The organism is Streptomyces sp. NPDC045967 (genome assembly GCF_056430495.1).
The window spans coordinates 93,418-117,787 of record NZ_JBWKLE010000007.1 but is presented as its reverse complement, the minus strand read 5'-3'; the positions used below and the strand labels follow the sequence as shown (position 1 = coordinate 117,787).

20 protein-coding genes, 1 tRNA gene and 1 pseudogene are annotated in these 24,370 nt (G+C 72.0%); 10 read left to right on the top strand and 12 right to left on the bottom strand.

What is annotated here, in order from left to right:
* Positions 1-87: 87 nt before the first annotated feature.
* From AC07FY_RS16795 to AC07FY_RS16775, 5 genes are all read left to right on the top strand, one after another.
* Positions 88-1,746 carry an outer membrane protein assembly factor BamB family protein gene (locus AC07FY_RS16795; RefSeq protein WP_479006603.1) on the top strand — a complete coding sequence of 553 codons (1,659 nt, stop codon included), beginning with the start codon at positions 88-90 and terminating at the stop codon, positions 1,744-1,746.
* Between the two features lie 41 nt (positions 1,747-1,787).
* Positions 1,788-3,491 carry an outer membrane protein assembly factor BamB family protein gene (locus tag AC07FY_RS16790; protein WP_479006600.1) on the top strand — a complete coding sequence of 568 codons (1,704 nt, stop codon included), beginning with the start codon at positions 1,788-1,790 and terminating at the stop codon, positions 3,489-3,491.
* A 124-nt stretch (positions 3,492-3,615) separates the two neighbouring features.
* Complete coding sequence (locus AC07FY_RS16785; protein WP_479007080.1) at positions 3,616-4,305, top strand: response regulator transcription factor; 690 nt, start codon at positions 3,616-3,618, stop codon at positions 4,303-4,305.
* Between the two features lie 75 nt (positions 4,306-4,380).
* Entirely contained in the window at positions 4,381-5,340 is a 960-nt protein-coding gene (gene galE / locus AC07FY_RS16780; protein ID WP_479007077.1) for a UDP-glucose 4-epimerase GalE, read from the top strand.
* A gap of 529 nt (positions 5,341-5,869) precedes the next feature.
* The gene (locus AC07FY_RS16775; protein ID WP_479006597.1) at positions 5,870-6,640 is read left to right on the top strand and encodes a response regulator transcription factor; all 771 of its coding nucleotides are present in this window, start codon (positions 5,870-5,872) and stop codon (positions 6,638-6,640) included.
* On the opposite strand, the gene AC07FY_RS16770 is transcribed toward AC07FY_RS16775, so the two are convergent.
* Positions 6,599-7,096 (bottom strand): MarR family winged helix-turn-helix transcriptional regulator, encoded by a 498-nt coding sequence (locus AC07FY_RS16770; protein ID WP_362398085.1) that lies wholly within the window; start codon positions 7,094-7,096, stop codon positions 6,599-6,601. The genes AC07FY_RS16775 and AC07FY_RS16770 overlap by 42 nt on opposite strands.
* A gap of 161 nt (positions 7,097-7,257) precedes the next feature.
* Here AC07FY_RS16770 and AC07FY_RS16765 point away from each other — a divergent pair, with 161 nt between their 5' ends.
* Positions 7,258-8,115 (top strand): trans-aconitate 2-methyltransferase, encoded by an 858-nt coding sequence (locus AC07FY_RS16765; RefSeq protein WP_479006594.1) that lies wholly within the window; start codon positions 7,258-7,260, stop codon positions 8,113-8,115.
* 104 nt (positions 8,116-8,219) lie between these two features.
* On the opposite strand, the gene AC07FY_RS16760 is transcribed toward AC07FY_RS16765, so the two are convergent.
* Both AC07FY_RS16760 and AC07FY_RS16755 read right to left on the bottom strand, forming a co-directional pair.
* Positions 8,220-8,894, bottom strand: a complete 675-nt coding sequence (locus AC07FY_RS16760) for a TetR family transcriptional regulator (protein WP_386186608.1) — start codon at positions 8,892-8,894, stop codon at positions 8,220-8,222.
* Positions 8,891-9,871 (bottom strand): acyl-CoA desaturase, encoded by a 981-nt coding sequence (locus tag AC07FY_RS16755; RefSeq protein WP_479006591.1) that lies wholly within the window; start codon positions 9,869-9,871, stop codon positions 8,891-8,893. The genes AC07FY_RS16760 and AC07FY_RS16755 overlap by 4 nt, the downstream gene beginning before the upstream one ends.
* 325 nt (positions 9,872-10,196) lie before the next feature.
* On the opposite strand from AC07FY_RS16755, the gene ppc reads away from it, so the two are divergent.
* Positions 10,197-12,968, top strand: coding sequence for a phosphoenolpyruvate carboxylase (gene ppc / locus AC07FY_RS16750; protein WP_479006588.1), 2,772 nt, complete (start codon positions 10,197-10,199; stop codon positions 12,966-12,968).
* Positions 12,969-13,066: 98 nt separating this feature from the next.
* Here ppc and AC07FY_RS16745 read toward each other — a convergent pair whose 3' ends face one another.
* The 7 genes from AC07FY_RS16745 to AC07FY_RS16715 all read right to left on the bottom strand — a co-directional run bounded on the left by AC07FY_RS16745 (position 13,067) and on the right by AC07FY_RS16715 (position 19,087).
* Complete coding sequence (locus tag AC07FY_RS16745) at positions 13,067-13,780, bottom strand: LPXTG cell wall anchor domain-containing protein (protein ID WP_479006585.1); 714 nt, start codon at positions 13,778-13,780, stop codon at positions 13,067-13,069.
* Between the two features lie 209 nt (positions 13,781-13,989).
* Positions 13,990-14,580, bottom strand: coding sequence for an aminoacyl-tRNA hydrolase (gene pth / locus AC07FY_RS16740; RefSeq protein ID WP_479006582.1), 591 nt, complete (start codon positions 14,578-14,580; stop codon positions 13,990-13,992).
* A 90-nt stretch (positions 14,581-14,670) separates the two neighbouring features.
* Positions 14,671-15,255 carry a 50S ribosomal protein L25/general stress protein Ctc gene (locus AC07FY_RS16735; protein WP_479006579.1) on the bottom strand — a complete coding sequence of 195 codons (585 nt, stop codon included), beginning with the start codon at positions 15,253-15,255 and terminating at the stop codon, positions 14,671-14,673.
* A gap of 180 nt (positions 15,256-15,435) precedes the next feature.
* A complete protein-coding gene (locus AC07FY_RS16730; RefSeq protein ID WP_030716976.1) occupies positions 15,436-16,413 on the bottom strand; it encodes a ribose-phosphate diphosphokinase in 978 nt (325 codons plus the stop codon).
* 134 nt (positions 16,414-16,547) lie between these two features.
* Positions 16,548-17,993 (bottom strand): bifunctional UDP-N-acetylglucosamine diphosphorylase/glucosamine-1-phosphate N-acetyltransferase GlmU, encoded by a 1,446-nt coding sequence (gene glmU / locus AC07FY_RS16725; RefSeq protein WP_479006576.1) that lies wholly within the window; start codon positions 17,991-17,993, stop codon positions 16,548-16,550.
* Positions 17,994-18,098: 105 nt separating this feature from the next.
* Positions 18,099-18,178: transfer RNA gene (locus AC07FY_RS16720), tRNA-Gln, on the bottom strand.
* A gap of 15 nt (positions 18,179-18,193) precedes the next feature.
* A complete protein-coding gene (locus AC07FY_RS16715) occupies positions 18,194-19,087 on the bottom strand; it encodes a hypothetical protein (RefSeq protein ID WP_479006573.1) in 894 nt (297 codons plus the stop codon).
* A gap of 131 nt (positions 19,088-19,218) precedes the next feature.
* On the opposite strand from AC07FY_RS16715, the gene AC07FY_RS16710 reads away from it, so the two are divergent.
* On the top strand, positions 19,219-20,511 hold the full coding sequence (locus tag AC07FY_RS16710; protein ID WP_479006570.1) for a sensor histidine kinase: 1,293 nt from the start codon (positions 19,219-19,221) through the stop codon (positions 20,509-20,511).
* A 169-nt stretch (positions 20,512-20,680) separates the two neighbouring features.
* Here AC07FY_RS16710 and AC07FY_RS16705 read toward each other — a convergent pair whose 3' ends face one another.
* Complete coding sequence (locus AC07FY_RS16705) at positions 20,681-21,190, bottom strand: SUKH-3 domain-containing protein (RefSeq protein ID WP_479006567.1); 510 nt, start codon at positions 21,188-21,190, stop codon at positions 20,681-20,683.
* Between the two features lie 2 nt (positions 21,191-21,192).
* Positions 21,193-21,732: a YwqJ-related putative deaminase gene (locus tag AC07FY_RS16700; protein WP_479007073.1), complete on the bottom strand. Its 540-nt coding sequence runs from the start codon at positions 21,730-21,732 to the stop codon at positions 21,193-21,195.
* A gap of 446 nt (positions 21,733-22,178) precedes the next feature.
* On the opposite strand from AC07FY_RS16700, the gene AC07FY_RS16695 reads away from it, so the two are divergent.
* Together AC07FY_RS16695 and AC07FY_RS16690 are read left to right on the top strand one after the other, a co-directional pair.
* The gene (locus AC07FY_RS16695; protein WP_479006564.1) at positions 22,179-23,186 is read left to right on the top strand and encodes an SMI1/KNR4 family protein; all 1,008 of its coding nucleotides are present in this window, start codon (positions 22,179-22,181) and stop codon (positions 23,184-23,186) included.
* Positions 23,187-23,193: 7 nt separating this feature from the next.
* Positions 23,194-24,370: pseudogene (locus tag AC07FY_RS16690) on the top strand (SUKH-4 family immunity protein); the annotation flags it as partial.

Sequence of the window (24,370 nt, the reverse complement as noted above, 5' to 3'; positions counted from 1 at the left end):
ACAGGGGGCGCACCGGCCCGGCGCACGCCCTGCGTGAGTGATAGAAAGGTCATCCTCCCCGACCTCTGACTTCGAAGGTACGCGCTGATGACCGAGCCGCCCCAGCCGCCGAACCAGCCGCAGACGCCTTCCGGTTACGGTCACCTGCCCGGCCCGCCACCGTCGGGTTACGGCCAACCCCCGCAGGGCGCGAACCCGTACGCCCAGCAGCCGCCGACCGCGCCCCAGCAGCCGATCGCCCCCGGCTACGGCTACCCGCCGCCGCCCCCGGGCGCTCCCGCGATGCCGATGGGCGCCCCCGGCACACCGCCGCCGTCGCCGATGTCGCCTTCGCCGAAGAAGAAGACGACCGTGCTGATCGCCGCGGCGGTCGCGGGCGTCCTCGTCCTGGGCGCCGGCACGTACCTCGCCTTCTTCCGGGGCGACGACAAGGACCCCGCGCCGCCCGTCGCGCAGGGGCCGACCACCCCCGACGCCAAGCCCTCCGGCTCCCCGTCCGTCGACAAGGGGGACGGCAGCGGCAACGGCAGCGGCGCCGAGGCCGACCTCAACGCCGGCCGCAAGCAGGGAGAGGACAAGGTCCTCTGGCTCAAGACCAGCAAGATCGACGGTCCCGGCGCCGGCGTGAGCGCCGAGGGCCAGTGGGTGGTGGGCGACACCGTCATCAAGACCGTCGACAAGTCCGTGACCGGCTACTCCGTCACCGACGGCAAGCAGAAGTGGACGCTCACCCTGCCCGCCCGGGTCTGCGCCGTCACGCGCCAGACCACCGCCGACGGCAAGACGGTCGTCCTGCACCGCGACGGTGAGTCCGACACCGCCGACTGCAACCAGATGCGGCAGATCGACCTCAAGGCGGGCAAGGAGGGCTGGTCCAAAGCGGTGCCCAAGGAAGGCGCGTTCGACCTCTTCGTCGATCCGAGTCTGGCCATCACCGGGGACATCGTCACCGTCAGCCGCCTCACCCGCGCCACCGCCTTCAAGGCCGGCACCGGCGACAAGCTCTTCGCCAGCCCGGCCGAGGGCTGCATGCCCGGCGCCTACCCCGCCGGCAGCGGCAAGGTGATCGGCATCGCCACCTGCCACGACGCCGACAGCACCGTCGAGGTCCAGGACGCCGACCCGGTCACCGGCAAGAGCACCTGGTCCTACCGGCTCCCCAAGGGCTGGCGGGTCAACCGGGTCTACTCCCTCGACCCGATCGTCCTCGACGTCGGCAAGCGGGACACCAAGGAGCGCTCCATCGTGGTCCTCGGCCCCGACGGCAAGCAGCGCGCCACCGTCACCGGCGAGGGAAACTTCTCGACCCAGTGCGGGATGAACCACGACGACTCCCTGCAGGGCTGCGCCACCGCCGTCGTCGACGCCGGCACGCTCTACCTGCCCACGACCCCCGGCCTCGGCACCGCCAACGAGATCGTCGCCTTCGACCTGGCCACCGGCAAGGCCAAGTGGCGCGTCCCGGCCGGCGACAAGCGCACCATCGTCCCGCTGAAGGCGGCCGGCGGCCAACTGGTCGCCTACCGAGTGGCGGAGAGCGACAAGGGCGGCGAGATCCTCACGATCCCGGCCGCCGGAGGCACACCCACCGCGGTGCTGCGCAACCCGTCCGGCCCGGCCGCGGAGGTGGAGAGCACCTTCTACGCCCCCGAGGTCGACTACGTGGACGGGCGGTTCTTCATCTCCACCATCCGTCTGCTCGCCCAGGGCAAGGACGAGAAGCTCCTGATGGTCTTCGGCAAGTGAACGCGTACCCCGAGCCGCCCAGCGAGAGGCAGTAGCAACCCATGAGTACCCCGCCGCCCCCCAGCCAGCCGCCGTCCGGCGGCTTCGGAGCGCCGCAGGACCCGCCGCCCACGCAGCCGCCCCTGCCGTCCGCGCCCCCGCAGCAGCCGCCCGCACCGCAGCAGCCGCCGACGCAGCCGTCGTACGGCTACCCGCAGCAGCCGCCCCAGGGCTACGGCCACCCGCAGCAGCCGGGTACGCCCCCGCCCTTCGGGCCGCCCACCACGCCCATGCACTCCGCCCAGCCCCCGGCCGGCGGCGCGGGCGGCGGCGGCAACGACGTGCGCACCCAGCTGATGATCGTCGGCGCGGCCCTGCTGGCCATCGTCCTCATCGTCGGCGGCGGCTTCTGGTACGTCTCCGGTGACGGCGAGGGAACCGGCGACGTCGCCGACAGCGGCCCTGCCAAGCCGGGCGACGACAAGTCCCAGCCCGGCGCCGGCGGCACCGAGAAGGTGCCCGCGAACGTCAAGTCGAAGGTGCTGCTCAACCAGCCGAGCCCCGCGCCGGAGGAGATGGTCCAGGTCCCGGGCTCCTGGCTGACCGACACCACCTACGTGAAGTCCGACGTATACAAGATCGTCGGCTACAACCTCGTCGACGGCGGCAAGAAGTGGGAGGTGCCGCTCCCCGGTGAACTGTGCGGCGCCACCCCGCACGTCACCGACAAGAAGTCGGCCGTGCTCTTCCGGCCCGCCAAGCCCACGCCGGAGGCCAAGTACCCGCCGTGCACCGAGGTCGGCGTGATCGACCTGGAGGCCGGCAAGCTGCTGTGGACCGGCAACGCCAAGGCCACCACCGGCGGCGACAAGCCCGTCTCCTACTACGAGGTCACCCTCAGCGGCCAGACGGTCGCCGCGGGCGGCTCCTCGGGCGGCGCCGCCTGGAACCTCACCGACGGCAAGTCGCTGTGGCTGCCCAAGACGGACGGCGAAGGCTGCCGCGACGCCGGCTACGCGGGCGGCGAGGCCCTCGCGGTCATCCGCAAGTGCGGCCAGAGCTCCACCCCCACGCTGTACGCCCAGGTCCTCGACCCGGCGACCGGCGCCCCGCAGTCCTCCTACAAGCTCTCCGCGGGCATCGACTACGCCAGCATCGTCTCCACCAAGCCCCTGATCGTCGCCGCCGACGTCGGCAAGACCGCCAAGAACGCCAGCGGCGTCAGCGACCTCTTCGTCGTCGACCCGGCGGGCCAGCTGAAGGCGCGCATCTCGCTGTCCTCCGGCAACTACGGCGGCGAGTGCAAGACCGAGGTCGAGCGGTGCTTCGGCTTCGTCGTCGGCAACGGCAAGCTCTACCTGCCCTCCTACGAGCACCAGGGCCAGGACCCCTACGCCAAGACCAACGAGCTGCTCTCCTTCGACCTGGAGACCGGCAAGCAGACCAACGAGGCCGCCGCCGCGGGCGAGCGCTACAAGCTCTTCCCGCTGCGCATGGACGGGTCGAACATCATCGCCTACAAGGAGCCCCCCTACGACAAGGGCGGCCAGGTCGTCAGCATCGACGGCAAGACGATGAAGGAGACCGTCCTGATGGAGAACCCGTCGGACAAGACGACCCAGCGCATCGAGACGGCCTACTCGCCCGACCACCACGAGTACCGCTACCACAACGGCAAGCTGTTCCTCGCCCGGACGACGGTGAAGAAGCCGTACTCCAGCACCTCGGACCCGGAGTACATCTTCACCTCGTTCACCGCGAGCTGACCGGTCCGCGTCCACGAAGCCCCCGCGAGGTCCGCCTTCCGGGGGCTTCTGCGCGGTTAGCCCCGCGCACCGTCGAACAAGCGTGTAGCTTGCCGGGTCAGAAGGGTCGGGGGTGGGTTGCGCGATGGGCGTACGGGTCGTGGTGGTCGACGAGCACCGCCTGCTGGCCGAGGCGCTCGCCTCGGCCCTGAAACTGCGCGGTCACCGGGTGCTCGCCGCGGCCGCACCGGCCGCGGGCGCCGCCGAGCTGGTCATCGGCCGGGCCCCGGAGGTCTGCCTGCTGGGCACCGCGGTCCCCGCCGAGCCCGGGGTGTTCGAACCCGTCGTCCGGATCAAGCGGGAGCGTCCGCAGATCGCCGTGGTGGTGCTCGGGCCGGTGCCCAGTCCGCGCGGGATCGCGGCCGCCTTCGCCGCCGGCGCCTCGGGGTACGTCCGCCACGACGAGCGGATCGAGGGCGTGGAGCGGGCGCTGGCCAAGGCCCGGGCCGGTGAGGTCGCCATCGCCCCGCAGTTGCTGCAGGGTGCGTTCGCGGAGCTGCTCGACCCCGCCGCCCAGCCCGACGACGAGGGCAGCCGGCTGCTGCGGCTGCTGACCCCGCGCGAGGTCGAGGTGCTGGTGCGCGTCGCGGAGGGCGAGGACACCCGGCTGATCGCCGCGGGCATGGCCATCGCGCCGAGCACGGCCCGCACGCACGTGCAGCGGGTGCTGATGAAGCTGGGCGTCGGCTCGCGGCTGGAGGCGGCCGCGCTGGCTGCGCGCACCGGCCTGCTCGACCGGGCGGCGCCGGGCGGGTCCGGCCAGACGGTAGTTTGACGGCACGACCCAGCACGCGCGCGCAGCCGCGTGTGCTCCCCCGCGAGAGGCAGTAGGCGAGTGAGCAAGACGGCGATGCACAAATACCTGGTGACCGGCGGCGCCGGATACGTCGGCAGCGTGGTCGCGGCCCATCTGCTGGAGGCGGGCCACGAGGTCACCGTCCTCGACGACCTCAGCACCGGCTTCCGCGAGGGGGTGCCCGAGGGCGCCGCCTTCATCGAGGGCCGCATCCAGGACGCCGCACGGTACCTTGACCCCTCCTTCGACGCGGTGCTCCACTTCGCGGCCTCCTCGCAGGTCGGCGAGTCCGTGGTGAACCCGGGCAAGTACTGGGAGAACAACGTCGGCGGCACCCTCGCCCTGCTGGCCGCGATGCGCGGGGCGGGCGTGCGCAAGCTGGTCTTCTCCTCCACCGCCGCGACCTACGGGGAGCCCGCGGAGGGCCTGCTCACGGAGACCTCGGTGACCGCGCCGACCAATCCGTACGGGGCCTCGAAGCTGGCCGTCGACCACATGATCGCGGGGGAGTGCGTGGCGCACGGCCTGGCCGCGGTGTCCCTGCGCTACTTCAACGTGGCGGGCGCCTACGGGCGCTTCGGCGAGCGGCACAGCCCCGAGACCCACCTGATCCCGCTGGTCCTGCAGGTGGCGCTCGGCGAACGCGAGTCGATCTCGGTGTTCGGCGAGGACTACCCGACCCCGGACGGCACCTGCGTGCGCGACTACATCCACGTCGCGGACCTGGCCGAGGCCCACCTGGCCGCGCTGGAGGCGGCCGCCGACGGCGAGCACCTGATCTGCAACCTGGGCAACGGCAGCGGTTTCTCGGTCCGCGAGGTCGTCGAGACGGTCCGCAAGGTGACCGGGCGGGAGATCCCCGAAGTCCTCGCCCCGCGCCGGGCGGGCGATCCGGCGACGCTGGTCGCCTCGGCCCGGACGGCCCACGAGCGGCTGGGCTGGACCCCGAGCCGCTCGGACCTCACCGGCATCATCAAGGACGCGTGGGACTTCGCGCGGACGCGCGCCTCCTGAACCGTGCGTCCCCGCTGAAACGCCACACGCCCGCCGCACACGCCTTCCCCGCGCGCCCCCCGCACCCGTCCCGGTGCGGGGGGCGCGCGCACGTGGGGGCTCGCTGCGCCGGGGGCGCGAGCACACAAGGGGCGCGCTGCGCGCGGGCGCTGTGCGCGGGCGCTCGGCGTGCACACGCCGGGTGAAATGCCTCCCGCGCATCTGCCCGTGGCACACCCCGCCCGGGCGGCCTTCGCCCGGATCTTCGGGCAGACGAAATCAGGCCACGCGGAAGGCCGTTCAGGACGGCACCGCCGGAAAATCCCCGGGAAAACTTCCGCTATTCGGCCAACCGCCGGCCGTGCCGCGCCCTACGCTGATGCGTGGTGCCGGTGGGGGCCGGTGTCGTTTCAGGGGTCGAGACACGTCGGGTACGGCGTCCGGTCCGGGGTAGTGCAGAGGTGTCACGGCGGCGGCCGCGGCGCCTTGCGGACCACCCGCTCCGGGCGCCGTACCCGCCGCCGTCCGTTCCCCGACCCTTGGGGGTTTTGTGGTTCGTATCCGGGTTCTCGTGGTCGACGACCACCGTATCTTCGCCGAATCGCTCGCCGCCGCGCTCGCGGCCGAGCCCGACGTGGAGGTCTCCGCAGCGGGCAGCGGCCCCGCCGCGCTGCGCTGCCTCGAACGGGCGGCGGCCGAGGGCCGCCGCTTCGACGCCATGCTGGTCGACGCCGACCTCGGCACCGTCGCCGGGACCGTCCCCGGCCGGCGGGAGCCGGGCTCCACCTCCGGGCCACCGCCCGCCTCGGACGGGATCGCGCTGGTCGCGGGCGTACGGGTGTCCCACCCGGGGGTGCGCACCGTCGTACTGGCCGAGCGGGACGACGCCCGCAGGGCGGCCCTCGCCCTGCAGGCGGGGGCCACCGGCTGGGTGGCGAAGGACTGCTCGCTGTCGCGGCTGCTGGCCGTGATCCGGGGGGTCCTGCGGGAGGAGACGCACCTGCCGCCCGCGCTGCTGACCGGAGTGCTCCGGGAGCTCACCGCCGCCCGCAAGCACCGTACGGACAGCGAACGGCTCGTCGAGTCGCTCACCCCGCGCGAGCACGAGGTGCTGCGGTGCATGGTGGCGGGGCTGGGCCGCAAGGACGTGGCGGCGCGGCTGTTCCTGTCCCCGCACACCGTCCGCACGCACATGCAGAACGTGCTGGGCAAGCTCGGGGTGCACTCCACGCTCGCGGCGGTGGCGCTGGCGCGGCGGGCCGGGGTGCGGCCGGCCGACCTAGCCGGGGATGTTGTCGAACGGAGCGGTCAACTGGCGTAGCAGCGCGGCGAGATCGCCGCGCTGGTTGCGCGAGAGCTGGGCCAGGATCGCCCGCTCCTGGGCCAGCAGGCCGGCGAGGGCCTGGTCGGCGCGGTCGCGGCCCTCGGGCGTCAGGCGCACCAGGACCCCCCGGCGGTCGCTGGGGTCGGGCAGCCGCTCCACGAGGCCCTTCTTGGCCAGCCGGTCGATCCGGTTGGTCATGGTCCCGGAGGTGACCAGGGTTTGGGTCAGCAGTTGGCCGGGCGAGAGCTGGTAGGGCGCTCCGGCGCGGCGCAGGGAGGTGAGGACGTCGAACTCCCACGGCTCCAGACCGTGCTCGGAGAAGGCGAGCCGTCGGGCGCGGTCGAGGTGCCGGGCGAGCCTGCTGACGCGGCTGAGCACCTCGAGCGGTTCCACGTCGAGGTCAGGGCGCTCCCGCCGCCATGCCGCCACCAGTCGGTCGACCTCGTCCTCCATGCCGATCAGTGTAAGGGGTCTGTCGATGTGAAGTCTCTTCATGCCATGCATCTTGATATCAAGTATCTTGATGGCGAGATATAAATGCGGCGACCGCGGGGCATGGAGGGGGCCGGAACTGATTCCGCTTCCGACCGCCCCGCCAGCAGGGAGGCTCGAACATGTATTCCGATACCGCACAGGCCGCGATCCCCACGGCCACCGCACCCACCGGACCCACCTGGGATCCCCAGCAGTACCTCAAGCATGCCGGCCACCGCACACGCCCCTTCCTGGACCTGCTTGCCCGCATACCCGAACTCCCCACCCGCCCCGCCCGCATCGCCGACCTCGGCTGTGGCCCCGGCAACGTCACCGCGATGCTCGCCGACCGGTGGCCCGAGGCCCGCATCACCGGCTTCGACCTCTCGACCGACATGCTCCACCGCGCCACCGAGGAGCACGCCGGCCCCACCGCCGGCGGCGGCCGCCTCGAATTCCGCCCCGCGGACATCGGCACCTGGCTGCCCGAGGAGCCCTACGACCTGATCGTCTCCAACGCCGCCCTGCAGTGGGTCCCCAGCCACCCCGGCTCCTTCGGCGCCTGGGTCAACGGCTTGCGCCCCGGCGGCACGTTCGCCTTCCAGATCCCCGCCAACTTCACCGCCCCCAGCCACGCCCTGCTCGCCGAACTCTGCGACGCCCCGCGCTGGCGGGGCCGGCTCGCCGGACACGGTGCACGCTACATCCACTTGCTCGAACCCGCCGAATACCTCGCCCGGTTGACCGAACTCGGCTGCGCCGTGGAGGTCTGGAACACCACCTACCACCAGCTGCTCCACGGACCGGACCCGGTGCTCGACTGGGTCAAGGGCACCGCCCTGCGGCCCGTCCTGACCGCCCTGGGCGACGACCGCGAGGCCGTGGACGCCTTCCTCACCGAATACCGCGACCAGCTGCGCGAGGCCTACCCGCCCGGCCCGCGCGGCACCGTCTTCCCCTTCCGCAGGATCTTCGCCGTCGCCCGCAAGGAGGCGTGAGCGTGCCCCCTTCGGCGGACTGACACCCCCCGCCCCGAACCGCACGACGGCGCCCCGCCACCGGATCCACCCGGTGGCGGGGCGCCGTCGCGCCGCACGCGGCCTCAGCTCTTGCGGCGGCCCACCAGCTGCGGCTTCGACTCCAGGCCGTCCAGCCCGTGCCAGGCCAGGTTCACCAGGTGCGCGGCCACCTCCGCCTTCTTCGGACGGCGTACGTCCAGCCACCACTGGCCGGTCAGCGCCACCATCCCGACCAGCGCCTGCGCGTAGAGCGGGGCCAGCTTCGGATCGAAGCCGCGCGCCTTGAACTCCAGCCCCAGGATGTCCTCGACCTGCGTGGCGATGTCACTGATCAGCGAGGCGAACGTGCCGGTGGACTGGGCGACCGGGGAATCCCGCACCAGGATCCGGAAACCGTCCGTGTAGGACTCGATGTAGTCCAGCAGGGCGAACGCCGCCTGCTCCAGCAGCTCCCGCGGATGCCCGGCCGTCAGCGCGCCCGTCACCCCGTCCAGCAGCTGGCGCATCTCCCGGTCCACGACGACCGCGTACAAGCCCTCCTTGCCCCCGAAGTGCTCGTACACCACCGGCTTGGACACCCCGGCCTTCGCCGCGATCTCCTCCACCGACGTGCCCTCGAAGCCCTTCTCGGCGAACAGGGTCCGGCCGATGTCCAGCAGTTGCTGGCGCCGCTCCGCGCCCGTCATCCGCACCCGGCGGCCACGCCGGGGCTTGTCGCTGCTGGAATTACCGCCGTCGATCGCCACGCCTCCCATCATGCCGGGTTCGGGCGGGTTTCCCTGCGCCGGGCTTCGATGCGGTCGGCCGAGGGCCAGCGCACGTCCGTGGCCCAGCCCAGCTGCTCGAACCAGCGGATCAACCGCGCGCTGGAGTCGACCTGGCCGCGCAGCACCCCGTGCCGGGCCGACGTCGGGTCCGCGTGGTGCAGGTTGTGCCAGGACTCCCCGCAGGACAGCACCGCCAGCCACCAGACGTTGCCCGAGCGGTCACGCGACTTGAAGGGGCGCTTGCCCACCGCGTGGCAGATCGAGTTGATCGACCAGGTGACGTGGTGCAGCAGCGCGACGCGCACCAGCGAACCCCAGAAGAACGCCGTGAACGCACCCCACCACGACATCGTGACCAGACCGCCCACCACCGGCGGGATCGCCAGCGAGACGACCGTCCAGAACAGGAAGGCGCGCGAGATCCGCCGGATCGCCGGATCCTTGATCAGGTCGGGAGCGTACTTCTGCTGATCGGTCTGCTCCTCGTCGAAGAGCCAGCCGATGTGCGCCCACCACAGGCCCTTCATCAGGGCCGGCACCGTCTCGCCGAACCGCCACGGCGAATGCGGGTCGCCCTCGTGGTCCGAATACTTGTGGTGCTTGCGGTGGTCCGCCACCCAGCGCACCAGCGGACCCTCCACCGCCATCGAACCCATCACGGCGAGGACGATCCGCAGCGGCCGCTTCGCCTTGAAGGAACCGTGCGTGAAGTAGCGGTGGAAGCCGATGGTGATCCCGTGGCAGGCCAGGAAGTACATGAACACCATCAGGCCCAGGTCCAGCCAGCTCACCCCCCAGCCCCAGACCAGCGGCACCGCCGCGAGCAGCGCCACGAAGGGAACGGTGATGAACAGCAGAAGGGCGATCTGCTCGATGGACCGCTTGTTCTCGCCGCCCAGTGTCGCGGACGGCTCGGAAGTGTCGGAGGGCGCGTCGCCGCCCTCGATCAGATCGGGACTGGTGGCCATGGGGGTCCCCTGGGGGGTGAGAGGTGTCGGCAAGCTCCCTGGCTACGGACCTACGGACCCGTAACCTACGGAATCGTAAGTATGGCAAAACCGGGACCCCCGGCAACAGGAGCGCGGCCGGGGACCGTCACGCGGGCGAACCGGACCGTTCACCGGCCGCCTGATGAGACATCTGCCCAGGCACGCGCCTCGGACACCTATCCTGTTGTCGTCGGACAGCGCGGTCCGCACGGGCAGCCCGAGCTGCGCATCAGGACCGGCATCGCCGTGCGCGGTCGGGAGCCCACCGCCCAGTAGCGCTCGAACACTGCAAGGAGCCGCACCTGTGAGCAGTGCTGACCAGGCCCCCCTGGCCACCCAGCCGGCCGCCCCCCTCTCCCCGGCCGCCACCGCCAACGCAGAGCTGCGCGCGGACATCCGCCGCCTCGGTGACCTGCTCGGCGAGACCCTCGTACGCCAGGAAGGCCGGCACCTCCTCGACCTCGTCGAACGCGTGCGCGCACTGACGCGCACCGACGGCGAAGCCGCCGCCGCCCTGCTCGGGGACACCGACCTGGAGACCGCCGCCAAGCTGGTGCGCGCCTTCTCCACCTACTTCCACCTCGCCAACGTCACCGAGCAGGTCCACCGAGGCAAGGAACTGCGCGCCCACCGCGCCGCCGAAGGCGGGCTCCTCGCCCGCACCGCCGACATGCTCAAGGACGCCGACCCCGAGCACCTGCGCCAGACGGTCAAGAACCTCAACGTCCGACCCGTCTTCACCGCACACCCCACCGAAGCCGCCCGCCGCAGCGTCCTGAACAAGCTGCGCCGCATCGCGGCCCTGCTGGAGGAGCCCGTCACCGGGGCGGGCGACCGCCGCCGCCACGACCTGCGCCTCGCCGAGAACATCGACCTCGTCTGGCAGACCGACGAACTGCGCGTCGTGCGCCCCGAGCCCGCCGACGAGGCCCGCAACGCCATCTACTACCTCGACGAACTGCACGCCGGCGCCGTCGGCGACGTCCTCGAGGACCTCGCCGCCGAACTCCAGCGCGTCGGCGTCGAGCTGCCCGCCGGAACCCGCCCCCTGACCTTCGGCACCTGGATCGGCGGCGACCGCGACGGCAACCCCAACGTCACCCCCGACGTCACCCGCGACGTCCTGATCCTCCAGCACGAGCACGGCATCACCGACGCACTCGAACTCATCGACTTCCTGCGCGGCCTGCTCTCCAACTCCATCCGCTACACCGGCGCCACCGAGGAACTCCTCGGCTCCCTCCAGGCCGACCTGGAACGCCTCCCCGAGATCAGCCCCCGCTACAAGCGGCTGAACGCCGAGGAGCCCTACCGCCTGAAGGCCACCTGCATCCGGCAGAAGCTCCTCAACACCCGCGAGCGCCTCGCCAAGGGCACCCCGCACGAAGAAGGCCGCGACTACCTCGGCACCGCCGAGCTGCTCACCGACCTCACCCTGATCCAGACCTCCCTGCGCGAACACCGCGGCGCCCTCTTCGCCGACGGCCGTATGGACCGCACCATCCGCACCCTGGCCGCCTTCGGCCTCCAGCTCGCCACGATGGACGTACGCGAACACGCCGACGCCCACCACCACGCCCTCGGCCAGCTGTTCGACCGGCTCGGCGAGGAATCCTGGCGCTACGCCGACATGCCCCGCGACTACCGCGGCAAGCTGCTCGCCAAGGAACTCCGCTCGCGCCGCCCCCTGGCGCCGACCCCGGCCCCCCTCGACGCCGCCGGACGCAAGACGCTCGGGGTGTTCTTCGCCATCAAGGACGCCTTCGAGAAGTTCGGCCCCGAAGTCATCGAGTCCTACATCATCTCCATGTGCCAGGGCGCCGACGACGTCTTCGCCGCGGCCGTCCTCGCCCGCGAAGCCGGACTCATCGACCTGCACAGCGGCTGGGCCAAGATCGGCATCGTCCCGCTCCTGGAGACCACCGACGAACTGCGCGCCGCCGACGTCATCCTCGACCAGATGCTCGCCGACCCCTCCTACCGGCGCCTGGTCTCCCTGCGCGGCGACGTCCAGGAGGTCATGCTCGGCTACTCCGACTCCTCCAAGTTCGGCGGCATCACCACCTCCCAGTGGGAGATCCACCGCGCCCAGCGCCGACTGCGCGACGTGGCCCACCGCTACGGCGTACGCCTGCGCCTCTTCCACGGCCGCGGCGGCACCGTCGGCCGCGGCGGTGGCCCCTCCCACGACGCCATCCTCGCCCAGCCCTGGGGCACCCTCGAGGGCGAGATCAAGGTCACCGAACAGGGCGAGGTCATCTCCGACAAGTACCTCGTCCCCTCACTCGCCCGCGAGAACCTCGAACTGACCGTCGCCGCGACCCTGCAGGCCTCCGCCCTGCACACCGCGCCCCGCCAGTCCGACGAAGCCCTCGCCCGCTGGGACGCGGCCATGGACACCGTCTCCGACGCCGCCCACAGCGCCTACCGCGCCCTCGTCGAGGACCCCGACCTCCCCGCCTACTTCTTCGCCGCCACCCCCGTCGACCAGCTCGCCGACCTCCACCTCGGCTCCCGGCCCTCGCGCCGCCCCGACTCCGGAGCCGGACTCGACGGCCTGCGCGCCATCCCGTGGGTCTTCGGCTGGACCCAGTCCCGCCAGATCGTCCCCGGCTGGTACGGCGTCGGCTCCGGCCTCAAGGCCCTGCGCGAAGCCGGCCGGGAAGACGTCCTGACCGAGATGGGCGAACGCTGGCACTTCTTCCGCAACTTCCTGTCCAACGTCGAGATGACCCTGGCCAAGACCGACCTGCGGATCGCCCGCCACTACGTCGACACCCTCGTACCCGACCACCTCAAGCACGTCTTCACCCGCATCGAAGCCGAACACGAGCTGACGGTCCGCGAAGTCCTGCGCATCACCGGCGGCGAGCGGCTCCTGGACTCCCACCCCGTGCTCCAGCAGACCTTCGCCATCCGCGACGCCTACCTGGACCCCATCTCCTACCTCCAGGTCTCCCTCCTCGCCCGCCAGCGCGCCGCCGCCGCCCGCGGGGAGGAAGCCGACCCGCTGCTCGCCCGCGCCCTGCTGCTCACCGTCAACGGCGTGGCCGCGGGCCTGCGCAACACCGGCTGACCGCCCACCGCCAGGCCACCGGCCCACCGGCACGAAAAGAAGCCCCCGCGACGCATTCGTCGCGGGGGCTTCGGCCTCACCTCGGCCGCACGCAGGAGCTAGCGCGCTCGGCGGCGCATCACCAGGACGCCACCCGCGGCCACCAGGGCCACGGCCAGCGCCGAGACCAGGGCCACCGGCAGGTCCGAGCCGGTCTTCGCCAGGTCACCGCCGGGAACCGGCGCGGCAGAGCTCTGCGAGGCGCTCGGCGTACCGGACGGACCGCCACCGGAACTCTGGCCCGGCGTCACCGACGCGGAGGCGGAGGTGGATGCGGAGGAGGAAGGCGTCGCCGACGGGGTGCCCGAGGCACTCCTCGACGGCGTCCGGGACGGCGTGGCCGACACGGAAGCCGACGCACTGGCCGACGTGCTCGGCGTCGCGGTCGCCGGGCAGGTGTGCGACAGGTTGAACCACTCCAACCGGCCGCCCTTCACCTCGGCGACGGCCGAGGTCAGCTTCGCACCGGGCGCGGAGGCCACGTAGGCGTGGTTGTCGTTCGGCGGGCCGAAGTCCGTGACGACCTGCTGGCCGCCCGGTTCGAACGTGACCGTCAGCTTCACGAACGAGATCTCGTTCGGGCTGCCCGGCGCGATGAAGTGCCAGCCGTCCTGCGTCGCCGGTATGTCGGCGCACGCGGGCTCCGGCTTCCCGAACGAACCCGCCGTGATCGGAACGGGCTGGTGCAGCGGAACGGTGTACGAGTCGGCCGCGGACGCGGGAGCCGTACCGGCGGCGAGGAGGAACGAGGACGCGGCGGCGGCGAGAGCCACCCGGCGGATCCTGGGAACGTGCATGGAGTACCTCTGACACTGAAGAGGAGGGAGCGCCGTGGGGGGCGGCGCCCAGCTTCCTGACCCGGAGCCACCGCGGTCAAGGGGTACTCGTCACCGTTCGCGGGGCGTTGGGAGCGAAGCCACCGTTTTGTCCCACATAACGATCCCCGCACGGCGGCGCCCCGCAGGACGCCGCCGCCGGCCGATCAGGAGTTGTACGCCGACTGCGCGCGCTCCAGACCCTCCTGGACCAGGCACTCCACCGCGTCCGCGGCCCGGTCCACGAACCACTCCAACTCCTTGCGCTCCGTCGAGGAGAAGTCCTTCAGCACGAAGTCCGCGACCTGCATCCGGCCCGGCGGACGGCCGATGCCGCACCGCACCCGGTGGTAATCCGCACCCATCGCCTTCGTCATCGACTTCAGCCCGTTGTGGCCGTTGTCCCCGCCGCCCAGCTTCAGACGCAGCGTCGGATAGTCGATGTCCAGCTCGTCATGGACCGCCACCACCCGCTCCAGCGGCACCTTGTAGAAGTCGCGCAACGCCGTCACCGGACCGCCGGACAGGTTCATGAACGTCATCGGCTTCGCCAGCACCACCCGCCGGTTCGCCGGACCGGGCGAACCGATGCGGCCCTCCACCACCTGCGCCCGCGCCTTGTGCGCCTTGAACTTCCCCCGGATCCGGTCCGCCAGCAGGTCCGCCACCATGAACCCGATGTTGTGGCGGTTGCCCGCGTACTCCGGTCCCGGGTTGCCCAGACCGACGATCAACCAGGGCGCCGCATCGTCCGACATCACAAGCTCCTTCAACGAGACGACCGCCGTCCCGCTCCAGTGGAGCCGGACGGCGGTCGGTCAGCAACTGCTGAGGGGACGGAACGAGGCTCAGGCCTCGGTGTCCTCGGCGGCGTCGGCGGCCGGCTCCTCGGCCTGCGGGGAGACGACCTGCAGGACGGCGATGTCACCGTCGACGGCCAGGGTGGTGCCCTTCGGCAGGACCAGGTCCTTGGCGTGGATGGTCGCGCCGGCCTCGAGACCCGCGATGGAGACGGTGACCTCGGTCGGGATGTGCGTGGCCTCGGCCTCGACGGAGATCGTGTTCTGCAGGGTCTCCAGCATGTTGCCGCCGGCGGCCAGCTCGCCCTCGGTGACGATCGCGACGTCGACGGTGACCTTCTCGCCCTTCTTGACGATCAGGAAGTCGACGTGCGAGATCGAGCGCTTCAGCGGGTGCTTCTGCACGGCCTTCGGGATGACCAGCTCGGTGGCGGAGCCGTCCAGCTCCAGGGAGATCAGGACGTTCGGGGTGCGCAGCGCCAGCTGCAGGGCGTGCGCGTCGACGTTGACGTGCTTCGGGTCCGTGCCGTGGCCGTAGATGACGGCGGGGGTCAGGGCGTCGCGACGGGCCTGACGGGCAGAGCCCTTGCCGAAGGTGTCACGGATCTTGGCGGAAAGCTTGACCTCGGACATGCTCACTCCTCGTGGGGTGACGGAAATGGACGACGGTCACCCGGCCGGAACGGCCTGCTACGAAGAGCGCGTCGATAACGGAGCATCCGTACCGCAACGGGTACGGCCTCCCTCGCCGAGCAACTCGTGGAGTGTACCCGGGCAGGGGAGGCCGCACCAAAAGGATCTACCGGCGAGCGGTTACTGCTGCTCCTCGAAGAGGCTCGTCACCGAACCGTCCTCGAAGACCTCGCGGACGGCGCGCGCGATCATCGGGGCGATCGACAGCACCGTGATCTTGTCGAGCTCCAGGTCCGAGGGATCCGGCAGCGTGTTGGTGAACACGAACTCGCTCACCTTCGAGTTCTTCAGACGGTCCGCGGCCGGCCCCGACAGGATGCCGTGCGTCGCCGTCACGATCACGTCCTCCGCCCCGTGCGCGAACAGCGCGTCGGCCGCCGCGCAGATGGTGCCGCCCGTGTCGATCATGTCGTCGACCAGGACGCACACGCGGCCCTTGACCTCACCCACGACCTCGTGGACGGTCACCTGGTTGGCGACGTCCTTGTCACGGCGCTTGTGCACGATGGCCAGCGGCGCGTCCAGACGGTCGCACCAGCGGTCGGCCACCCGCACCCGGCCGGCGTCCGGGGAGACGATCGTCAGCTTCGTGCGGTCCACCTTGGCGCCCACGTAGTCCGCCAGCACGTTCAGCGCCGACAGGTGGTCCACCGGGCCGTCGAAGAAGCCCTGGATCTGGTCCGTGTGCAGGTCCACCGTCAGAATGCGGTCGGCGCCCGCCGTCTTCAGCAGATCCGCGACCAGACGGGCCGAGATCGGCTCGCGGCCCTTGTGCTTCTTGTCCTGACGGGCGTACCCGTACGACGGGACGATCACGGTGATGGAGCGTGCCGACGCGCGCTTCAGCGCGTCGATCATGATCAACTGCTCCATGATCCACTTATTGATCGGAGCCGTGTGGCTCTGGATCAGGAAGCAGTCCGCGCCACGAGCCGACTCCTGGAAGCGGACGTAGATCTCACCGTTCGCGAAGTCGAAAGCCTTGGTCGGCACGAGGCCGACTCCCAGCTGGTGCGCGACCTCCTCGGCCAGCTCGGGGTGGGCGCGGCCGGAGAAGAGCATCAGCTTCTTCTCGCCGGTCGTCTTGATCCCGGTCACAGCACTGTCTCCTCAGACGTGTTGAAAGCTGCTCGCCCCCGTGCGCGTCCGTCCCGCACACGGTGAGCCAGCCGAATTGCGTGCACCTATCACGGTACGCCGTCGAGAGCGCACCCGTTTCCGGTCAGTTCACCTCAACGGCCGCCGGAGTCCACCTGGACCGCCGACTGGGCCGCCGTCGCGGCAGCGCTCCCCGGACGCTTGCGGGCCACCCAGCCCTCGATATTCCGCTGCTGGCCGCGGGCCACGGCCAGCGCACCCGCCGGCACGTCCTTCGTGATCACCGAACCGGCGGCCGTGTAGGCACCGTCCCCGATGGTGACCGGCGCCACAAACATGTTGTCCGAGCCCGTCTTGCAATGCGAGCCGACGGTCGTGTGGTGCTTGTGCTCACCGTCGTAGTTCACGAAGACGCTCGCCGCGCCGATGTTCGTGTACTCGCCGATCGTCGCGTCGCCCACGTACGACAGGTGCGGCACCTTCGTGCCCTCGCCGATCGTCGCGTTCTTCATCTCGACGTACGTCCCCGCCTTGGCCTTCGCCCCGAGGACCGTGCCGGGACGCAGGTACGCGAACGGACCGACCGAGGCCGCGTCACCGATCACCGCGCCGTCGGCCACCGTGTTGTCCACGCGGGCCTCCCGGCCCACCCGGGTGTCCGTGAGGCGGGTGTTCGGACCGACCTCGGCCCCCTCCGCGACGTGCGTGGCGCCCAGCAGCTGCGTCCCCGGGTGGATCACGGCGTCCTGGCCGAAAGTGACCGTGACGTCCACGAAGGTGCCGGCCGGGTCGACCACCGTGACGCCCGCGAGCATGGCCTGCTCCAGCAGCCGCCCGTTCAGCAGGGCACGGGCCTCGGCCAGCTGCACCCGGTTGTTGATGCCCAGGATCTGGCGGTGGTCCGAACCGACCGCCGCACCCACCCGGTGGCCCGCCTCGCGCAGGATCCCCAGCACGTCGGTGAGGTACTCCTCGCCCTGGCTGTTGTCCGTGCGCAGCTTGCCGAGGGCGTCGGCGAGCAGGGCGCCGTCGAAGGCGAAGACGCCCGAGTTGATCTCGCGGATGGCGCGCTGGGAGTCGGTGGCGTCCTTGTGCTCCACGATGGCCGTGACGGCGCCGCCGGCGTCGCGCACGATCCGGCCGTAGCCGGTGGAGTCCGGCACCTCGGCGGTGAGCACGGTGACGGCGTTGCCGTCGGCCTCGTGGGTCGCCGCGAGCTGCCGGAGGGTGTCGCCGGTGAGCAGGGGGGTGTCGCCGCACACGACGATCACGGTGCCGTCGACGACCCCGCCGAGCTCGCCGAGGGCCATCCGGACGGCGTGCCCGGTGCCGTTCTGCTCGTGCTGGACGGCCGTGCGCACACCGGCGTCGATCCCGGCCAGGTGGGCGGTGACCTGCTCGCGGGCGTGCCCGACGACGACGACGAGGTGGGCGGGGTCCAGCTCGCGGGAGGCGGCGACGACGTGACCGACGAGCGAGCGCCCGCAGATCTCGTGCAGGACCTTGGGAGTGGCCGACTTCATGCGGGTGCCTTCACCCGCTGCGAGTACGACGACGGCTGCCGGGCGGTTGGCGCTCACGGGGATGCCCTTCGGCTTCGGGGGTGGACCCGTGAAGGATACCGGGGCGGCCCGCAGCCGAAACGAGGTCGGGTCCCGACCTTGGAGGTCAGGACCCGAACCCGTTGGCTCCCGGGGCAGGAGTCGAACCTGCGTCGTACCCAGATTCAAAGTCTGGTCGCCCCTGCCGACAGAGCAACCCGGGATTGCCAAGCGTTAGCCTACGCGGTCAAGCGCCGTGCCTCCACTGTCATCTGCGACCACCACCCTTCGATTCGGCGGTAGAGGTCGGCGCTTTGGTGGACAAGTACGACGAGGCAGCCGTGATAGTCGGCTCCCACGTTCTTACGCACAGTGGTCGGGTTGTGCTTCTTGAGCGTGGTTCGCTGGAGTTGGGATCGGTCCACTTCGACCAGGTCGGCCCAGTGTTGTTCGGCACCTTCGATGTCCGCGGATTCGTGGATCATGACCCGATAGCGGATGCGTTCGGGCTCTACGCCCAAGATGCCGAGCCATGCGCGGAAGACGCAGATCATGTCGGGGTCGCTGTTGACGAAGACCACCCGCTCGCGCAGGGAGTACGACTTGCTCTTCGACCCCTCGGCCCAGTAGAGCCCGACGCCGACGAGGAACAGCTCACGTTCGCTCATGGCGCCCAGTTCCTCGGCGGCCTTCTGCTTGGTCTGCTGCCGCTCTTCCTCGCGCCTCTCCAGCGTCCTCTCCCAGCCTCGACGGGCCATCTCTGAGGCCTCCTCCGTGCTGCGCCGCCGCTCCGGCTTCGGGAGGTCGCGGACCCAGAGGGAGATCGAGCTCTTCGAGCAGCCCAGCTCGAGTTGGATCTGGTCGTAGGTCAGGCCCTGGAGGCGGAGTTCGCGGGCGCGGGCGCGGAGGTCGTCCTTCGCTCGGGGCCGCTTCGTCCACGCGGGTGGCGGCTCGCCCTCCAGCAGGCGGTTGAGGAGGTCGTTGTTGTGGACGGCCAGGCGGGCGCGGATGTCCCGGCGGCTGAGGCCCTCCCGGCGCAGGGCCACCGCCTGCTCGCGGAGGGAGTCGAAGGTCGCGGTGCCCGTGCGGAGGCCGCCGGTGCCGTCGCCGGGGCGACGTCGGATGTCGGTCATGGGGTCAATGTCGTCCGGAATGCGGGATTCAGGTCTCGGTGCGCGGACGTTTCCGTCGTATGTGCGATTACCGGCGGTTCTCGGGATTTTCGTTCGACCGTGTGCTGGGGCCGCTGCGTAGGCTGGGCGCCATGACCAGTACGGGGGATGCGGAAGGCCGCGCTGGGCCGCCTGTGTGGTGGGTGCGGCGGCGGGATGTCGTGGTGGACGTGGTGCTCGGCGGGGTGTCCGCCGTCGAGTGCGCGTGGGAGGGCGTGACCTTCGCGGGGGAGGCGGGGGTGCCGACGGCGGTCGGCGTGCTGTTCGGGTTGCTGGTGGGGGCCACGCTCGTGCTGCGGCGGCGGTGGCCGGTCGCGGTGGTGCTGGTGGGGATCGCGGTGGCGCCGGCCGCGATGGGGTTCCTGCTGGGGGTGGTGGGCCTGTACACGCTGGCCTCCTCCGCGGTGCCCCGGCGGATCATCGGCATCCTGGCCTCGCTGACGCTGGCCGCGACCTTCGTGGTGATGTATCTGCGGACCAGGGGCGATGTCGAGGCCGACCCGCTGCTGGTGGTCGCGCTGTCCGGGTTCGTGGCGGTGGCGCTGACCGTGCCGCCGGTGCTGTTCGGGCTGTACGTGGGGGCCCGGCGGCGGCTGATGGAGAGCCTGCAGGAGCGGGCGGACTCGCTGGAGCGGGAGCTGACGCTGCTGGCGGACCGGGCCGAGGAGCGGGCCGAATGGGCCCGTACGGAGGAGCGGACCCGGATCGCGCGGGAGATGCACGATGTGGTGGCGCACCGGGTGTCGTTGATGGTGGTGCACGCGGCGGCGTTGGAGGCGATTGCCGCGAAGGATCCGGTGCGGGCGGCGAAGAACGCCGCGCTGGTGGGGGACATGGGGCGGCAGGCGCTGACGGAGTTGCGGGAGATGCTGGGGGTGCTGCGGGCGGCCGGCCAGCCGGTGCGGCGGGCGCCTCAGGTGCCGCTGGTGCCGCAGGTGTCGCGGGTGCCGCAGGCGCGGCCGGTGTCCGTGGCGCTGGCGGGGAGTTTCGAGGACGGGCCGTCGCTGGGCGAGCTGGAGGCGCTGGTCGGGCAGTCGCGGGCGGCCGGGATGGTCGTGGAGATGGTGGTGCACGGGGAGGGGGCGGTGTATGCGGCGGATGTGGAGCAGACGGCGTTCCGGGTGGTGCAGGAGGCGCTGACCAACTGTCACAAGCATGCTCCGGGGGCGCGGGTGACCGTGCGGCTGGCGCATCGGGAGCGGGAGGTGGCGATGCAGGTGGAGAACGGGCCGTGTGACGGGAAGGCGGCCGAGCCGGGTCTGCCGAGCGGGGGGAACGGGTTGGTCGGGATGCGGGAGCGGGTGCTGGGGCTGGGCGGGGTGTTCGTGTCGGGGCCGACGGACGAGGGCGGGTTCCGGGTGTCGGCGGTGCTTCCGGCGCGGTAGCGGGGGTGGCGGGTACCCGGCGTCCGGCTGGTGGCGCGCCCGTCGGCCGGTTGGGGGGCGCGCCCGTCGGGCGGTCGGGGCGGGTTGCCGGCGGCGGGTCGGTGGCGGGTCCGTCGGCCGGTCGGGGGCGGGTTGCCGGCGTCCGGTCGGTGCCTCGTCCGCCGGGCGGTCAGGCGGTGGTCAGGCGGGTGGGCTGGAGGCCGGTGAGCAGGAGGGTGAGGGCCTCGTCGATGCCGGCGCCGAGGTACCAGTCGCCGGTGTGGTCGATGGCGTAGACGCGGCCTTCGCGGTCGAGGGCGAGGTGGGAGCCCGCGTCGGCTTCGGTGCCGAGCGGGCAGATCTGGGTGGAGAGGGCGCGGCCGAGGTCGGCGAAGGTGCGGGCCAGGTGGAGACCGGTCAGCGGGTCGATCCGGAGGGTGACGGGCGCTATCTGCCGGCCGGGTCCGGGGGCGCCGACGGTGAGGCCGCCGAATTCGGCCCAGGCTTCGACGGCGGCGGGGAAGACGGTGTGCTGGTGTCCGGCGGGGGTGGTGTGGTCGCGCAGTGCGTCGGCCCAGTACTCGGCCTGCTTGATGTCCCAGCGGCCGGGTTCCCAGCCGGCGGTGCGCAGGGCGGTGTCCACGGCGTGGGGGAAGCGGGTGGCCGAGGAGCGGTCGTAGGAGGCTGAGGCGGTGGTCATGGCTACTCGGCAGGGGTGAGGTCGACGGAGCGTACGCCGAAGTGGGTGAGGAGTGCCTCGCAGGAGCGGCAGGGGGGTGCGTAGCTCCCGTGGAGGGGGTCGCCGTCCTCGCGGATGCGGCGGGCGGTGATCTTCGCGTGTTTGAGGGAGCGGCGGGCTTCGCTCGGGGAGAGGGGCTTGCGGGAGGCGCGCCGGGAGCGGGCGCCTTCCACGGCGGTCAGGTGGCGGGAGAGCAGGATCGCTTCGGGGCAGCGGCCGGTGAAGCGTTCGCGCTGGCCGCTGGTGAGGGTGTCGAAGAAGTCCTGTACGAGGGGGTGGAGCGGAGGCGGCTGGTCGGCCTTGCCGGCGGTGCCGGTGAGGGTTTCGCCGCGTACGGAGAGGGCGGCGGCGATGGTGGGCAGGATGCCGTCGCGGCGGAAGCGCAGGACGGGCACGGCGGGGCGGCCGTCGGTGCTGCTCCAGCGCAGGCGGGGGTCGCCCGCGGGGCCGCCCGGTTCGAGGGCGGTGCCCGGTGGGGCGGAGGGTGCCGGTCCTGCCGGGATGGCCGGTGCCGCCGGGATGCCCGTTCCTGCAGGAATGCCCGGGCCGGCCGGTCCTGCCGGGAGGACCGGGATGGCCAGACCGGCCGGTCCTGCGGTTCCTGCCGGGATGGCCGGGATGGCCGGGCCGGCTGGTCCCAGCGGGAGGGCCGGGGTGGTCGGGCCCGTGCCGGCCGGGGTGGAGTTGCCCGGTGTGGTGCGTGTCGCCGTGTGGTGCATGGTCGTGCTTTCCCTCCCGTGGCGGCGGTGGTGGCCGCTGTCGCGCACGCCCCCGTGCTGCGGGGACAGCCTGTCAAACGTCACCTGTCCTGCGGAAGCGGGGTCGAATATTCGTATCAATTCGGATGTTCCCGGCCGGCTGCCGGGCGTGCGGGTCGCGGGCGGCCGAGCCCCTTGCCCCAGCGCATAGGCTGTGGTGAACCAGCCAGATCCAGCAGGGGGCTACCGCCATGACGACAGGTCGGCTCGGGCAGCAGGCCGCGCCACCCAACGCCGCTTATTCGGGGCAGGTCGTGCATTTCCCGGACCCGGTCCGGGCCGCTCGGCATCCCCACGGCGTGCGGATGGACGGCGACGGGCATCCGGACTTCTCCGTGTACGCGCGCGCGGCGGTGGAGATCGCCGAGCCGCCGGAGGGCTTCGGCGTGGACGAGCTGCGGCTGACGGACTACGTCTCGGCGAACGCGGCGATGCGGGCCTCGGGGCACGAGCTGTGGGACACGGTCGGTCCCGTGGCGACCCCGCACGGCTGGACCTGGCACCACGTCGCGGGTTCGCGCCGCATGGAGCTGGTGCCGGTCGAGGTGAAGGCGCTGCTGCGGCACCACGCGGGGCTGGCGACGGCGCCGGTGGACCACGACAAGCGCGGGACGCGGCCGCTGCAGGAGGTCCGCCCGGCGCACCTGGGGCTGCCGAAGTCGGTGGTGTCGGTCTCGGAGGAGCAGGTGGAGGGGGTCGAGGAGGACCTCGGCTACCGGCTGCCGGAGGCGTACCGCTCGTTCCTCAAGGCCGCGGGCGGCTGCGCGCCGGTGGGCGCGGGGCTGGACGTGGAGCTCGGCCTGCTGGTGGACCAGCCGTTCTTCACGGTGCGTGAGGAGGCGGCGGTCAACGACCTGGTGTACGTCAACAAGTGCCTGCGCGACCACCTGACGAAGGACTACCTGTGCGTGGCCTTCGTGCAGGGCGGGCTGCTGGCCCTGAAGGTGAAGGGCGAGGGCCTCGGTTCGGTGTGGTTCTCCCCGTACGACGACGCGCGCGACCGGGACGGCTGGTCCGTGCAGGAGCGCGTGGAGCGGCTGTTGCTGCCGTGCGGTGGTGATTTCGATGCCTTTCTGGAGCGGTTGGCGGGGAACCCGCCGGAACTGGAGACGGTGGCCGGTCTGATGGTGGACGGCGGATTCGCACGCTCGGTTCCCGTGGCGGGGCCCGGTCCCCGTGCCGGTTCGGATGAGGGGTGATGGCGCGGTGGTGACCTTCGCGCAGGCGCAGGAGCGCGCCGAGGAGTGGATCAACGGTGACGTGCCGGCGTACCAGCACCGGGAGGTGCGGGTACGGGAGTTCGGTCTGGGGTTCGTGGTGTGGGCCGAGGACCGTGCGGCGGGCCCGGTCTCGGGTGGCGGCCGGCAGCGGTTGGTCATCGCGCGGGACAGCGGCGAGGTGACGCTGTGGCCGGGGCTGCCGGTGGGTGAGGTGATCCGCCGGTACGAGGAGGAGTACGGGGCCGCTGCCGCGCCGGCTGCGGAGGCGTCGGTTCCGCCGCCTCGGATCGACTCCGAGCAGACGTCGTTCATGTTGAGTCCGCCGGAGTGGCTGCAGGAGGCGGCGGACCGGGCGGGCATCCCTCCGGCCGGGGCCTCGGCTCCGGCCGCTCCTGCCGCGGATCGCGCTGCGGCCCCGGCTCCCGCCGAGTTCGTGCCGGAGCCGGTGGACGCCGCCGGCTCCGCCTCCGCCTCCGCCTCCGCTCCCGCCTTCGCCTCCGCTTCCGCGGGGGCGGACGAGGCGGCGCCGCTCCGTCGCGGTGGAGAGGTCCCGTACGAGCCGACCGCCAACGACGGGGTGCCGGCCGGGTCGACGCCGTGGGCCGGGACGGATGTGAACCCCGGTGCGGACGACGTCTCCGTACCGCTGCCCGCGACCGTGTTCGCCCCGCCGCTGTCGGGCTCGGACCTGGAGGAGGGGCCGCCGCCCGCGGTGGCCCCCGAGGCCAAGACGACGCTGATGCCGGGCGGCAGTCGGCTGCCGAGGACCGCGGTCGTACCGGCGCTGTCGCCGGACGCGGGCTCCCTCGCGGACGCGCCCACGAGCAAGGCCCGGGTCTCCCGGCCCGTCGAGCCCGCGCCGGGCGCGGACCGTCCGTCGGCCCCGCAGGAGCAGCCCGCGCCGCCCGGTCCGCCGAGTGCTCCGGGGTCGTTGGGGCGTGGGTTGGATCATGCGGCGACGATGTTGGCGGGTCCTGCGGTGACGGGGCAGCCGCCGGCTCCTCCCGGTCCGCCGGGCGCGCCCGGTGCTGGCGTGCCGCAGCCTCCCGGCCCGCCCGGTCCGCCGGGTGCTCCGGGGTCGTTGGGGCGTGGGTTGGATCATGCGGCGACGATGTTGGCGGGTCCTGCGGTGACGGGGCAGCCGCCGGCTCCTCCCGGTCCGC

Coding starts and splice junctions, on each gene's coding strand:
- AC07FY_RS16795 (WP_479006603.1), top strand. CDS start 88: ATGACCGAGCCGCCCCAGCCGCCGAACCAGCCGCAGACGCCTTCCGGT.
- AC07FY_RS16790 (WP_479006600.1), top strand. CDS start 1,788: ATGAGTACCCCGCCGCCCCCCAGCCAGCCGCCGTCCGGCGGCTTCGGA.
- AC07FY_RS16785 (WP_479007080.1), top strand. CDS start 3,616: ATGGGCGTACGGGTCGTGGTGGTCGACGAGCACCGCCTGCTGGCCGAG.
- galE (WP_479007077.1), top strand. CDS start 4,381: ATGCACAAATACCTGGTGACCGGCGGCGCCGGATACGTCGGCAGCGTG.
- AC07FY_RS16770 (WP_362398085.1), bottom strand. CDS start 7,096: ATGGAGGACGAGGTCGACCGACTGGTGGCGGCATGGCGGCGGGAGCGC.
- AC07FY_RS16765 (WP_479006594.1), top strand. CDS start 7,258: ATGTATTCCGATACCGCACAGGCCGCGATCCCCACGGCCACCGCACCC.
- AC07FY_RS16760 (WP_386186608.1), bottom strand. CDS start 8,894: ATGATGGGAGGCGTGGCGATCGACGGCGGTAATTCCAGCAGCGACAAG.
- AC07FY_RS16755 (WP_479006591.1), bottom strand. CDS start 9,871: ATGGCCACCAGTCCCGATCTGATCGAGGGCGGCGACGCGCCCTCCGAC.
- pth (WP_479006582.1), bottom strand. CDS start 14,580: ATGTCGGACGATGCGGCGCCCTGGTTGATCGTCGGTCTGGGCAACCCG.
- AC07FY_RS16735 (WP_479006579.1), bottom strand. CDS start 15,255: ATGTCCGAGGTCAAGCTTTCCGCCAAGATCCGTGACACCTTCGGCAAG.
- AC07FY_RS16715 (WP_479006573.1), bottom strand. CDS start 19,087: ATGACCGACATCCGACGTCGCCCCGGCGACGGCACCGGCGGCCTCCGC.
- AC07FY_RS16710 (WP_479006570.1), top strand. CDS start 19,219: ATGACCAGTACGGGGGATGCGGAAGGCCGCGCTGGGCCGCCTGTGTGG.
- AC07FY_RS16705 (WP_479006567.1), bottom strand. CDS start 21,190: ATGACCACCGCCTCAGCCTCCTACGACCGCTCCTCGGCCACCCGCTTC.
- AC07FY_RS16695 (WP_479006564.1), top strand. CDS start 22,179: ATGACGACAGGTCGGCTCGGGCAGCAGGCCGCGCCACCCAACGCCGCT.